The sequence below is a fragment of the Cupriavidus sp. MEYA8 genome, from assembly GCF_059278825.1.
This window is the reverse complement of record NZ_CM181221.1, coordinates 592545-605496: the sequence shown is the minus strand read 5'-3', so window position 1 is coordinate 605496 and position 12952 is coordinate 592545. Positions and strand designations below refer to the sequence as shown.

12 protein-coding genes are annotated in these 12952 nt (G+C 68.7%); 9 read left to right on the top strand and 3 right to left on the bottom strand.

Going from position 1 to position 12952, the window contains the following annotated elements; genetic code table 11:
• The first annotated feature begins 11 nt into the window (after nt 1-11).
• Nucleotides 12-1238: a tRNA epoxyqueuosine(34) reductase QueG gene (queG, locus tag AC5WJ1_RS02795; RefSeq protein ID WP_434033162.1), complete on the top strand. Its 1227-nt coding sequence runs from the start codon at nt 12-14 to the stop codon at nt 1236-1238.
• Here queG and AC5WJ1_RS02790 read toward each other — a convergent pair.
• The gene (locus AC5WJ1_RS02790) at nt 1231-2124 is read right to left on the bottom strand and encodes an AEC family transporter (RefSeq protein ID WP_135704576.1); all 894 of its coding nucleotides are present in this window, start codon (nt 2122-2124) and stop codon (nt 1231-1233) included. The two genes, queG and AC5WJ1_RS02790, sit on opposite strands and share 8 nt — an antisense overlap.
• Nucleotides 2125-2309: 185 nt before the next feature.
• Between AC5WJ1_RS02790 and AC5WJ1_RS02785 the strand changes: the two genes are divergently transcribed.
• The 7 genes from AC5WJ1_RS02785 to AC5WJ1_RS02755 all read left to right on the top strand — a co-directional run bounded on the left by AC5WJ1_RS02785 (nt 2310) and on the right by AC5WJ1_RS02755 (nt 8741).
• Complete coding sequence (locus tag AC5WJ1_RS02785) at nt 2310-2987, top strand: chalcone isomerase family protein (RefSeq protein ID WP_135704574.1); 678 nt, start codon at nt 2310-2312, stop codon at nt 2985-2987.
• Nucleotides 2988-3121: 134 nt separating this feature from the next.
• Nucleotides 3122-4090 carry a tripartite tricarboxylate transporter substrate binding protein BugE gene (locus AC5WJ1_RS02780; protein ID WP_135704572.1) on the top strand — a complete coding sequence of 323 codons (969 nt, stop codon included), beginning with the start codon at nt 3122-3124 and terminating at the stop codon, nt 4088-4090.
• A 108-nt stretch (nt 4091-4198) separates the two neighbouring features.
• Nucleotides 4199-4690 (top strand): methylated-DNA--[protein]-cysteine S-methyltransferase, encoded by a 492-nt coding sequence (locus AC5WJ1_RS02775; RefSeq protein ID WP_195431745.1) that lies wholly within the window; start codon nt 4199-4201, stop codon nt 4688-4690.
• Complete coding sequence (gene xerD / locus AC5WJ1_RS02770; RefSeq protein WP_195431748.1) at nt 4687-5643, top strand: site-specific tyrosine recombinase XerD; 957 nt, start codon at nt 4687-4689, stop codon at nt 5641-5643. Before AC5WJ1_RS02775 ends, xerD begins: the two co-directional genes overlap by 4 nt.
• Before the next feature lie 34 nt (nt 5644-5677).
• Complete coding sequence (locus AC5WJ1_RS02765; protein ID WP_133093835.1) at nt 5678-6169, top strand: aminoacyl-tRNA deacylase; 492 nt, start codon at nt 5678-5680, stop codon at nt 6167-6169.
• 155 nt (nt 6170-6324) lie between these two features.
• A complete protein-coding gene (plsY, locus tag AC5WJ1_RS02760; RefSeq protein ID WP_133094214.1) occupies nt 6325-6933 on the top strand; it encodes a glycerol-3-phosphate 1-O-acyltransferase PlsY in 609 nt (202 codons plus the stop codon).
• Between the two features lie 155 nt (nt 6934-7088).
• A complete protein-coding gene (locus tag AC5WJ1_RS02755; RefSeq protein ID WP_255519935.1) occupies nt 7089-8741 on the top strand; it encodes an amidase in 1653 nt (550 codons plus the stop codon).
• Between the two features lie 270 nt (nt 8742-9011).
• Here the strand turns inward: AC5WJ1_RS02755 and AC5WJ1_RS02750 are convergent, their stop codons facing one another.
• Complete coding sequence (locus AC5WJ1_RS02750) at nt 9012-10283, bottom strand: ATP-binding protein (RefSeq protein ID WP_133093834.1); 1272 nt, start codon at nt 10281-10283, stop codon at nt 9012-9014.
• Between the two features lie 67 nt (nt 10284-10350).
• A complete protein-coding gene (locus AC5WJ1_RS02745; protein WP_135704564.1) occupies nt 10351-11094 on the bottom strand; it encodes a response regulator in 744 nt (247 codons plus the stop codon).
• Between the two features lie 339 nt (nt 11095-11433).
• On the opposite strand from AC5WJ1_RS02745, the gene AC5WJ1_RS02740 reads away from it, so the two are divergent.
• Complete coding sequence (locus AC5WJ1_RS02740) at nt 11434-12945, top strand: MdtA/MuxA family multidrug efflux RND transporter periplasmic adaptor subunit (protein ID WP_195431750.1); 1512 nt, start codon at nt 11434-11436, stop codon at nt 12943-12945.
• The last annotated feature ends 7 nt before the right edge of the window (nt 12946-12952 follow it).

Below are 12952 nucleotides of genomic sequence, written 5' to 3'. Positions count from 1 at the left end.
ACAATTCAGGGATGATCGACCCAGCAGTCAAGCCGCCGGCCAGCGCGCCAGGCGCGCACAGTGTTCCCGCAAACGCTCCAGGGCAATCCGGCCAGGCCGGGCACGCCAACCCTGAGGAGCTGGCGGCGCTTGCGGAGTCCATCCGCGCATGGGGCGCCGCGCTGGGTTTTGCGTCGGTGCGCATCGCCGACGTCGATCTTGGCCACGCCGAGCCGGGGCTTCTGGCATGGCTGGAGCAGGGTTATCACGGCGACATGGATTATATGGCGAACCACGGCTTGCGGCGCGCCCGTCCGGCCGAACTGGTGCCGGGCACGGTACGCGCCATCGTGGCGCGCATGCCCTATGTCCCCGCCAGCGAGACCCCGCCGGGCGCGCCCGACTGGCGCCGGCGCGAACTGGCGCGGCTGGGCGATCCGGCCACCGCGGTGGTGTCGCTGTACGCGCGCGGCCGCGACTATCACAAGGTCCTGCGCAGCCGTCTCCAGCAGCTCGCCAGCCGGATCGAGGCCGAAATCGGCAAGTTCGGCTACCGCGTCTTTACCGATTCCGCGCCGGTGATGGAAGTGGCGCTGGCCAGCCAGGGGGGACTCGGCTGGCGCGGCAAGCATACGCTGCTGCTCGACCGCGACGGCGGCTCGATGTTCTTCCTGGGCGAGATCCTGGTCGATATCCCGCTGCCGGCCGATGCGCCCGAAACGGACCACTGCGGCAATTGCCACCGCTGCCTCGACATCTGCCCCACGCGCGCGATCGTCGCGCCCTACCGGCTCGATGCGCGCCGCTGCATCTCCTATCTGACCATCGAGCACAAGGGCCCGATCCCGGTCGAATTCCGCGCGCCGATGGGCAACCGTGTCTACGGCTGCGACGACTGCCAGCTGGCCTGCCCGTGGAACAAGTTCGCGCACGTGGCCAGCGTGCCGGATTTCGACGTGCGCAATGGCCTGGACGCGCCCGACATGGTGGCGCTGTTCCAGTGGACCGAAGACGAGTTCAACCAGCGCCTGGAGGGCAGCCCGATCCGCCGCATCGGCCATGAGCGCTGGCTGCGCAACCTGGCGGTGGGGCTTGGCAACAGCCTGCGCGCCGCGCTTTCCGGCACGCGCGCGGAAGACGCCGCCCTGGCCGCGCGCATCCGCGAAGCGTTGCAGGCGCGGCGCGATTCCGCTTCGCCGCTGGTGCAGGAGCATATCGACTGGGCACTCGCGCAGGGCGAGCCCGCACGCACTAGCTGACCAGGGCCAGCCACAGCGGCGTGGTAACGATGGCACCCACCGTCATCACCGATATCGTGGCCGCCACCATGGGTCCGTTGCCGCCCATGCGCACCGCCAGGATATAGGCGCTCGACGCGGTCGGCAGCGAGGCATACAGCACCACGATCTGGTACTGCAACGCGGTCAGCGGCAAGTACCGGCCCACCAGCCACGCCGTGCACGGCATCGCCAGCAGCTTGACCCCGGTCCACCACGCCACCGGCCCCGCCGTTCCGGTCGCCCCGCTCATCTGCAACCCGGCGCCCACCGTCATCAGCCCCAGCGCGGTCGAGGCCGAGCCAAGCCGGTTCAGCGTCATCGCCACCACCTCGGGCGGGTGCAAGCCCAGCAGGTTGGTCACGAGGCCGCCTGCGGTGGCCAGGATCAGCGGGTTGCGCGCCAGTTCCTTCCACAGCGCGGTCTCGCCGTGCCGGGCCAGCGCCCACACCGCCGCCACGTTGCACAGCGGCACGGTACAGCCGACGATCACCGCCATCAGCGCGAGCCCTTCGCTGCCGCCCAGGCGCGACGCCAGCGCCAGGCCGATGTAAGAGTTGAAGCGAAAGGCGGTCTGCAGGCCCGAGGCAAAGCTCAGCGCATCGGGCTTCAGCACCCACTTGACGGCGTAGCCGCCGGCCATGCCGACGGCCATCGCCAGCAGCGCCAGGCCCAGCATCGCCGAGGTCGAGGAAAAATCAAAGACCGCGGCATTGGTCGACTGGAGCAGCAGCGCCGGGAACAGCACAAAGTAGACCAGCCGCTCCACCCCGCCCCAGAAGGCGCGGTCGAACGGGGAATAGCGCACCAGCAGCCAGCCGATCAGGATCAGGCTGAAGTCAGGCACCAGCAGGAGAGCAGGAGACATTGTCGTTGTTGTTGTAATGGCGAGGGCACGGCGCGGTAACTGCCCGGCGTCCCGTCGCGATCCCGGCCGCATGGGGGATGCAAATAACGGCTGGCGATCTGGAATGTGCAGACTAGGGCAGATACGGATAGGTATTTTTCCAGATTTAGGTCAGCATGGCATGCCAAGTTGTACGCCCTGCCGCCATGTTGTCCCGCATCCGTTCCGCGCCGCCGGGCCCGGACACCCGCCTTCGCTCCCGTTCACGCCCTGGCCTGCCAAGCGGCCTGACCAGCCGCCTGCGCTCGCGCGCGGCCGCCCTGCTGGTGATGCTGTGCACCACCACCGCGGCCGTTGCCATGCCGGCGCGCGCGGTCGAGATGGAGGGAATCCGCTTCGATGACGCCGCGCGCGTGGGCGGCAAGGAACTGCAGCTCAACGGCGCCGCGCTGCGCGCGGGCTTCCTGACCAAGGGCTACGTGGCCGCGCTGTACCTGCAGGAAAAGGCCCGCAATGCGACCGTGGTACTCGGCACGCCCGGCGCCAAGCGGCTACAGTTGCGCATGCTGCGCGAGGCCGAACCGCCCGCCTTTGCCCGCGCCATCCGCCAGGGCATCCGCGACAACCACAGCGAAGCGCAGGTGCAGGGCCTGGCCGCGCGGCTGGTGCAGTTCGAGCGCACCCTGGGCGAGGTCGGCAACGCGCACAAGGGCGACGTGATCAACCTGGACTTTACCCCGCAGGCGGGCACCGTCGTCGCCATCAACGGCACGCCGCGCGGCCGCCCGATCCCTGGCGAAGACTTCTACCAGGCCGTGCTGCGGGTGTTCCTGGGCGACCGTCCGGTCGACCAGGACGTCAAGCGCGGACTGCTCGGCGGATAACGCGGCAGCCCTCCTTTACGCTGCGGCCGCCCTCATTTACGCTGCCGCCGCCGTGCCTGTACCTGTGGCACCGCGACGGTTTCTTTGCTTCCGGGCAGCACCCTGCCCGGACTTCTGACGGGAGACATGATCTCATGCAAGCTGGCAAACTCGCTCTGACCCTGGCCCTGGCCGCGGCCGCCACCACGGCGCACGCCCAGAGCTTTCCGACCAAGCCGATCCGCCTGATTATTCCGTTCGCACCGGGCGGCACCACCGACATCGTCGGCCGCGGCGCCGCTGACCAGATGAGCCGCATCCTGGGCCAGCCGGTGGTCGTGGAAAACCGCGCCGGCGGGGGCGGCTCGATCGGTGCGGACGCGATCGCCAAGGCGGCGCCGGACGGCTACACCATCGGCATCTCGACGGTGTCGACCATGGCCGTGAACCCGGCCTGCAACCCCAAGCTGTCGTACGACCCGATCAAGGACTTCAAGCCCATCACCAACCTGGCCAACGTGGCCAACGTGATCGCGGTGAACCCGAACTTCCCGGCCAAGACCTACAAGGAATTCCTGGCCGTGCTGAAAGCCAACCCGGGCAAGTACTCTTACGCGTCATCGGGCACCTGCGGCTTCGGCCACATGCTGGGCGAGCAGTTCAAGGTCTCGACCAAGACCTTCATGGTCCATATCCCGTACCGCGGCGCGGGCCCGGCGCTGAACGACGTGCTGGCCGGCCAGGTACCGATCATGGTGGACAACCTGCCGTCGTCGATGCCCTACATCAAGGCCGGCAAGCTGCGCCCGCTGGTGGTGGCCTGGAACAAGCGCCTGGACTCGCTGCCGGACGTGCCGACCTTCGGCGAAATGGGCCTGAAGGAGCCGAACGACCCGGCCTGGTACGGCCTGGTGGCGCCTGCCGGCACGCCTGACGACGTCATCAAGAAGCTGAACGAGGCCGCGGTCAAGGCCCTGCAGGACAAGGGCTTCCAGGAGCGCCTGCGCACCGCCGGCGCCGAGCCGTCGGGCAATACGCCGGCGCAGCACGCGGCCGAGATCAAGAAGGAATTCGACAAGATGAAGAACCTGGTGAAGGTGCAGAACATCAAGCTGGAGCAGTAATCCGGCCGCAGCATCGCATTCGCCACTGAAGGCCGCCAGCCAGGGCGGCCTTTTTTCTTGCCGGCGCAAAAAGCACTAGAATCCAGCATCCGCCCCAGCCAGACCGCCATGCCCGCCATATACGATGCCATCCTCCCTGCCCCGTTCGGCAAGGTCGGCGTGCGCACGGACGGCACACGCATCCGGGCCATCGTGTACCTGCCCGGGCACGTCGAGGCACGCGCGCCGGCCGATGCGCAGGCGCGGGAACTCGTGGCCCGGCTCGAAGCGCAGCTCGAGGCCTACTACGCCAACCCCGACGCGCGCTTCGACCTGCCGCTGGCACCGGCGGGCAGCGATTTCCAGCAGCGCGTCTGGCAGGCCATCGCCGCCGTGCCGCGCGGCGCCACCACCACCTACGGCACTATTGCCGGGGCCATCGGCGCGATGCCGCGCGCGGTGGGCCAGGCCTGCGGCCAGAACCCGTTCCCGATCGTGATTCCCTGCCATCGCGTGGTCTCGGCCCGCGGCATCGGCGGCTTCTCCCATCATGCCGAAGATGGTTTCTACCTCGACGTCAAACGCTGGCTGCTGCGCCATGAGGGCGCCATGCTGATATGAGCCCCGTGACACGCACGGCAGCGGCGGACGCACCGCCCGACCTCGCCGCGTCTCCCAGCGATGCCGACGCGGCGCTGGTCGGCCGCTTCTGCGATGCGCTGTGGCTGGAAGACGGCCTGTCGCAGAACACCATCGACGCCTACCGGCGCGACCTGACCCTGCTGGCGCGCTGGCTGCGCCACGAAGGCTGCGGCGAGCTGCCGGCCGTGGACGACAGCGTGCTGTCGGCCTACTTCAACGCGCGCCACACGCAGACGCGCGCGTCGTCGGCCAACCGCCGGCTCGCGGTGTTCCGGCGCTTCTACCAGTGGGCGCTGCGCGAGCACGTCGTCGAGGCCGATCCCTGCCTGCTGCTGCGCCCCGCCAAGCAGCCGCCGCGCTACCCCAAGACCCTGACCGAGGCGCAGGTCGACGCGCTGCTGGAAGCGCCCGACACCGGCACGCCGCTGGGCCTGCGCGACCGCACCATGCTGGAGCTGATGTACGCCAGCGGCCTGCGCGTGTCCGAGCTGACGCAGATGAAGACCATCGAGATCGGCCTGAACGAGGGCGTGGCGCGCGTGGTTGGCGGCAAGGGCGACAAGGAACGGCTGGTCCCGTTCGGCCAGCAGGCTGCCGACTGGCTGCGCAGCTACCTCGCCAGCGCGCGTCCCGCGCTGCTGGCCGGGCGCGCCTGCGACGCGCTGTTCGTCACGCAGCGCGGCGAGGGCATGACGCGGCAGGCGTTCTGGCACCTGATCAAGCGCCACGCGCGCGATGCCGGCGTGCACGCGCCGCTGTCGCCGCACACGCTGCGGCACGCCTTTGCCACGCACCTGCTCAACCACGGCGCCGACCTGCGCGTGGTGCAGCTGCTGCTCGGCCATGCCGATATCTCCACCACGCAGATCTACACCCACGTCGCGCGCGAGCGCCTGCGCGAGCTGCACCAGCAGCACCATCCGCGTGGGTGAGTGAAACTTAGCGACACTTAGCGGCACCATCGCCATGAGCAAGAACAAGCACGTCTCCGAAACCCCCGCCACCCAGTTCCTGCGCAAGCAAGGCGTGGCCTTCGGCGAACACCCCTATGAATACGTCGAGCATGGCGGCACCGGAGAATCGGCGCGCCAGCTCGGCGTTCCCGAGCACGACGTGGTCAAGACCCTGATCATGGAAGACGAGCGCGCGCAGCCGCTGGTGGTGCTGATGCACGGCGACTGCTCGGTCTCGACCAAGAACCTGGCGCGCCAGACCGGGCGCAAGAGCGTGCAGCCGTGCAAGCCGGAAGTGGCGCAGCGCCACAGCGGCTACATGGTCGGCGGCACCTCGCCGTTCGGCACGCGCAAGCGCATGCCGGTGTATGTGGAGGCCACGGTGCTGGAGCTGGAACGCATCTACATCAACGGTGGGCGGCGCGGCTACCTCGTCAGCCTGGACCCGAAGCTGCTGCGGGGACTGGTCGATGCACAACCGGTCCAATGCGCGCTGCCTGACTGAGGCACTGGCCAGGCGCCCCAGTCGCCACCTGGGCGACACCTGGCGACACGCGCATGGCGGCCGCGCATGCCAATCCGGGAAGTCACGGACGTGGTGAAGGCGCCGCCGCGCTACAATCCCGCCAGCTTGAAAACACCCCACTGCACATGGCTAACCTGCCTAACCTGATATTCGCCCTCGCCGCCTACCTGATCGGCTCGATTTCCTTTGCCGTTGTCGTCAGCAAGCTGATGGGGCTGCCGGATCCGCATTCATACGGCTCGGGCAACCCGGGGGCGACCAATGTGCTGCGCACCGGCAACAAGAAGGCCGCGATCCTGACGCTGATCGGCGATGCGCTGAAGGGCTGGCTGGCGGTGTGGCTGGCGGCGCGCTTCGGCCCGGCCTACGGGTTGAACGAGACCGGCCTGGCCATGGTGGCGCTGGCGGTGTTTCTCGGCCACCTGTTCCCGGTGTACCACCGCTTTGCCGGCGGCAAGGGCGTGGCCACGGCGGCCGGCATCCTGCTGGCGGTCGACCCGATCCTGGGGCTGGGCACGCTGGCCACCTGGCTGATCATTGCGTTCTTCTTCCGCTATTCGTCGCTGGCGGCACTGGTGTCTGCCATCTTCGCGCCGTTCTTTTATGTGCTGATGAATGGCGTGGATGTGATGACTGGTGCCATCTTCGTGATCAGCGTGCTGCTGATCGCGCGGCACCGGCAGAATATTGCCAAGCTGCTGGCCGGCAAGGAAAGCCGGATCGGGGACAAGAAGAAGGTCTGAGCATTACACTGCCAGCGCCGGCGTCCGGCGCGCGCTTTCCGCGGCCGGGCCCTGCCACGGCGGGTCTTTCCCGCTGATCCACGGCGGCGGGCCTGTCTCCGCCGTCCCATCGCGGCCGGCCACGTAACCGGCCCGTGCCAGGAGAATGCAAGCCGATGAGCGAAGCGCTTTGCTTTCTTTCCGCTGCCGAGCTGCAGGCCGGCATCCGCGGCAAGGACATCTCCCCGGTCGAACTGATGGACGCCGTGCTGGCCCGTGCCGCACGGCTGCAGCCCGGGCTCAACTGCTTCATCACGCTATGCGCCGACGAGGCCATGGCCGCCGCCCGCGCCGCCGAGCAGGACGTGATGGCTGGCCGGCCGCTCGCTCCGCTGCATGGCAGCCCGTTCACCGTCAAGGACATCGTCAACACGCGCGGCGTGCGCACAACCTTTGGCGCCGTACCGATGCGCGGCAATGTGCCGGGCGAAGACGCTGTCGCAGTGGCCCGTCTACGCGCGCAGGGAGCCATCCTCGTCGGCAAGACCACTACCCCGGAGTTCGGCCCCAAGTGCCTGACCGATTCGCCGCTGTTTGGCCGCACGCGCAATGCCTGGCACGCGCAGCGCACCAGCGGCGGCGCCGCGGTGGCAGTCGCGAGCGGCATCGCACCGCTGGCGGTAGCGACCGATGGCGGCGGCTCGACCCGCATCCCGGCGGCCTGCAACGGTGTGGTCGGCATCAAGCAGAGCCAGGGCGTGATCCCGCACAGCCAGGCGCAGGACCTGTTCGGCAACCAGACCTATGTCACGCCGACCACGCGCACGGTGATGGACACCGCGCTGATGATGCAGGCGATGGCCGGCGAGCATCCTTGCGACCCCTGGTCGCTGGGCGTGCCGGCCGCCGATTATGTGGCAGCCGCACAGCCCCACGGCGACCTGCGCGGCGTACGCATCCGCTATTGCCTGGCGCCGCCGGGCCACGCGGTGGCCACAGATGTGGCGGCGGCGTTCGAGGCCAGCCTGGAGCGGCTGCGCGAACTGGGCGCCGTGCTGGAGCCGTTTTCCGGCGACGGCTTTGAAGTCGAGCCGATCTGGCGCGCCATCAACCATACGGTCTGGCGCACCCGCTTCGCGCCGATCGTGGCACAGCATCGCGAGGCCCTCAGCGCAACCTTCGTGCGCCAGGTGGAATCCGCCGCGCACGTGACCGGCATGGAATACCAGCAGGCCATGTTCGAGCGCTCGAAGCTGTTCCTGCGCGTGCAAGGCCTGCTGGCGGATGCCGAACTGCTGGCGATGCCCACGCTCACGCGCACGGCCCTGCCGCTTGACCAGGACCTGTTCGGCCAGATCGAGATCGACGGCCAGCTCTACGACAATGTGCGCGCGAGCTGGTTTCCTTGGACCATGCCGTTCAACATGACCGGCCATCCGGCGATCAGCCTGCCCTGGCAAGACGGTGTTCATCGGGCCATCGCCGCTGTTCACGATCTTTCCGCTGACCTACAAGAAGCTCGGCTACGACGCCGACAAGCCTCTCGCTCTTCGCTGCGGCGGGCATCTGGTAGCTATTTGATATGCCCTGGTTTCGCCCCTGAAGGGGCGAGTCACTTTTGCCCGAGCGGCAAAAGTAACCAAAAACGCGTTTACGGCCCTGCGGGCGGCCACTCTTATCGTAGTGGGCTACGGCTTTCGTACGGGGCTTGGCTTCGTTGCAGGGCAGGACTGCCTGACGCCCTGGTGCGCCACGGTGGCTCGGGATTGACGCCATTGTTGAACGAGCCCAGAGCTGTTGGGTGGCCCCTGCTGCTAGCGGCAACGTAGGAACGCCTACGGCTGCGCTGCGCGCCGGCAGCATCTCAGGTCAGGGGCTCTGGCGCGGAACGCGTCGCTGCGCTCGCCTGGCGCTATCGCCGATGAGCCCACAGGCCTGTCCTTGCCCGTTGTTTGCTCCCCTCTCCCGCTTGCGGGAGGGGGCAGGGGTGAGGGCCGGAGCCTCCACGAAGTGCATCCGGTCAATTCCGTCAGACCGGGCGGAGGGCGGAACCGGGCATATCAAATTCCACCAGATGCCAAGTCGCAGCAAAACCGAACTTAAGCCCCCACCGCCCCAAACACCATCTCGACCCTAAACCCGCCCCCGTCGGCATTGACGAGATTGAGCTTCCCCCCAGCCTGCCGCACCAGCCGATCCACAATCGCCAACCCCAACCCGGAATGCGCATTCCCGCCCCGGGCCGGATCGAGGCGCACAAACGGCAGCGTGACGCGTTCCTTGTCCTCTTCGGGAATCCCGGCCCCCTGGTCTTCGACCACCAGCACATAACCATCAGCCGTACGCGTCGTAGCAATGCAAACCGGCGGCTTGCCGTAGGCATAAGCATTGTCAACAAGATTCCCGATAATCCGATCCAGCTGCGTAGCGATCATCCGGAACCCATCCCCCGCCCCCAGCGACAACACCACCTGCCGCTCCTGCTCGGCCAGCGAAGCCGCCAGTTCATTGACCCGCCGGTCCACCGGCACTGGCCGCGCCGTCGATTCACTGGTCTGTGCAAAGCTCAGGAACTGCTCAACGATCGCCTGCATCGAATCCACGTCGCGCGTAACCCCCGCCGCGGCCTTGGGATCGGACAGCATTTCGGCACGCAGCCGCAGCCGCGCCAGCGGCGTCTTCAGGTCATGCGCGATCCCGGCCAGCATCGTATTGCGCTCCTGGTCGATCCGCGCCAGGTCGGCCACCATGCGATTGAAGCGCTCGATCAGCTGGCGCAGCTCATGCGGCCCGCGTTCGCGCAAGGGCGGCACCGCGCGCTGGCGCGACAGCAGCTCGGCCGCGTTGGCCATGTCCCGCACCGGCCGCTGCAGCTGCCACGCGATCAGCAGCGCGAACACGATGGCCACGCCCACCACCAGCATCACGCCCGGCACCAGCCGGTTGTCAGGCGGCGGGTTGTGGACCCAGAGAATCGGCATCGCGATCCAGTCATCGCGGCTCGGCAGCTTGATCCAGATGCGCGGCGTGGTCTCGTCCTCGAGCCGGACCTCGGTGCCCTGCGGCAGCCGCGAGATGAACTGCTCGACCAGGCGGCGCGAGCGGCCGCCCTTGGGCGCGGTGGCGTGCTCATCGGCGCTGGCGGTATCGGCGGTCTCCACCAGGCTGGGCAGCTTGGCCGGCGGGTGCGCATCGAGCGCGCGCTCGATGCTGTCGAGCTGGAACAGCATCTGCTCCACGGAATAGTCGACCTGCTGCTGGCGCCGGTCCATGCGCAGGATGGCCAGCCACGAGAAGTGGCTGATCACGAGCACGGCCGCGATCAGCAAGGCAATGCGGCCGAACAGGGTGTCGATACGTCGCAACTTCATCGGGAAGCAGGCTCGGGTGGCACGCGGCGGCACGTAAAGGCGATAAAACGGCCGGCCGCCGCGGGCTTTAATCGGAAAGCTCGGCGGGAATCTCTTCCGCTTCGTCGGGCACGAAGGTGTAGCCGCGGCCGCGCACGGTCTGGATATAGCGCGGGCGCTGCGCGTCTTCGTCGAGCAGCCGGCGCAGGCGCCAGATCTGCACGTCGATGCCGCGGTCGCTGATGCCGCTGGCGCTGCCGTACATCAGCTCGACGATACGCTCGCGCGATAGCACTTCGAGCGGATGCATCAGCAGCAGCTTGAGCAACGCGAACTCGGTATCGCTGATCGACAGCGGCTGGCCGGCGCGGCTCAGCGTGCGCTGGCGGAAATTGACGCGGAACGGGCCAAACGCGACCGATTCGCGGTCCTCCGGCGCTGCCGCGGGGCGGGCCAGCTTGCGGCGCAGCACGGCGTTGATGCGCGCCAGCAGCTCGCGCGGCGAGAAGGGCTTGCCGAGGTAGTCGTCGGCGCCGATCTCCAGGCCCACGATGCGGTCGATCTCGTCGCTGCGGGCAGTAAGCAGGATCACCGGGATGTCGTCGTTCTTGGCGCGCAGGTTGCGCAGCGCGGTCAGGCCGTCGACCTTGGGCATCATCAGGTCGAGCACGATCAGCGCTGGCCGCTCGCGCTCCAGGCGCGCCTGCAGGCCGTCGCCGTCGTGCAGCACCGAGACGGCAAAGCCCTGCTGGGTCAGGTACTCGCGCAGCAGGTCGCGGAGTTCGGGATCGTCGTCGACGACGAGGATCTGGGTAGGCTGGTTCGTTCGCATAGGCACATGATAGTCAGCCCGCGCGGCGCACACGCCGGATCGGCCGGGCGGTTTTGTTTCCGGAGGTTACACCTGGGGCGCTGGTAATCCTCTGTAATAAAAGCGCCGGGCGCCGAAATACGGGCGTCCGCGCCCGCACATTATCCTTGCCGCATGACTTGCCAACGGCGCCGCCCCATGCGCGCCGCACGGCACTTGCCGGCACGCCGGCGGCCGCCGGGCGCGCTGCCCCCGCGGCCGGCCGGCGCCCATTGCGTTGCGGCATACTGCTGCATCCAGCGTCACTTGCCAGCAGAACACCGCGGCGCGCCCGGGCGCGCCGTTCCCAGGATTGCGGACATGTCCAACCCCGAACAAGGCCAACCTAACCCTCCCCCATCCCCGTCTTCCCGTCCGCCCCTGCCGCCCGGCGGCACCCCACCGCGCAGGAGCCGGCGCCGGCTGTATGCCGGGCTGCTGGTGCTGCTGCTGGCCGGAGGCGGCTGGTACTGGTATGCGCACCGCGGCGACGCCCCCAAGGGCACCGCGGGCGGCCCGGGCGGCGCCGGCGGACCCGGTGCGGGAGGTCCTGGCGGTCCTGGCGGGCCAGGGGGCCGCGCCGGCATGCCGCGCTCGCCGGTCGTGGTCGCCACCGTGGCCCAGCGCGACATGGACGTGGTCCTGAACGGGCTGGGCAACGTGACCCCGGTCTCTAACGTGACCGTGCGCGCGCAGGTGTCCGGCCCGCTGCTGAAGGTGCTGTTCAAGGAAGGCCAGATGGTCAGGGCCGGCGACGTGCTGGCCGAGATCGACCCGCGCCCGTTCCAGGCCGCGCTCGACCAGGCCGTGGGCCAGCTGGCGCGCGACCAGGCCCTGCTGCAGAACGCGAAGCTGGACCAGCAGCGCTACCGCACCCTGCTGGGCCAGGATTCGATCTCCAAGCAGCAGGTCGATACCCAGGACGCGCTGGTGCGCCAGTACGAAGGCGTGGTCAAGACCGACCAGGGCAACGTGGCCAATGCGCGCCTGCAGCTGGGCTACACCAGGATCGTGGCGCCGGTGTCGGGCCGCATCGGCCTGCGCCAGGTCGATCCGGGCAATATCGTCAACACCAGCGACGCCAACGGCATCGCGCTGATCACGCAGATCCAGCCGATCGCCGTGATGTACACCATCCCCGAGGACAACCTGCCGTCGGTGCTGAAGAAGCTCAACGCCGGCGAAAAGCTGCCGGTGCAGGCGTGGGACCGCCAGGTGCGCAACCAGCTGGGCGAAGGCACGCTGCTGACCACCGACAACCAGATCGACACCACCACCGGCACGGTCAAGCTCAAGGCGGTCTTCCCCAATGAAGACGGGATGCTGTTCCCGAACCAGTTCGTCAACGTGCGCACGCGCGTCGACACGCTCAAGGACGCCACCGTGATTCCGGTGGCGGCGATCCAGCGCGGACAGCAGGGCACGTTCGTCTACACCGTCGACGACGCCAACAAGGTCAAGGTCCAGGTGATCACCCTCGGCCCGGGCGATGGCAGCCGCAATGCGGTGCTCAAGGGCCTGGAGCCCGGCCAGCGCGTGGTGGTGGATGGCGCCGACCGGCTCAAGGAAGGCATGACGGTCGAAGCAGTCGACCCGGCCGCGCGTGCCGCGGCGACGGTGCCGGCCAGCCAGCCGCGCGGGCGCGGCCGACGCAACCGCGACGGCGCTGGCTGGGGCGGTGCCAGCGCGCCGCATGGCGATGCCAGCGGCGCGGCCGCGGGCGGCGCTTCCGGCGCTTCCGATGCTTCCGGCGCGGCCGGCGAGCATCGGCGCCAGCGTGAAGGCGGCGCCAGCGCTCCAGGTGCGGAAGGCCCGCGCCGCCAGCAGCAGTAAGGACCGC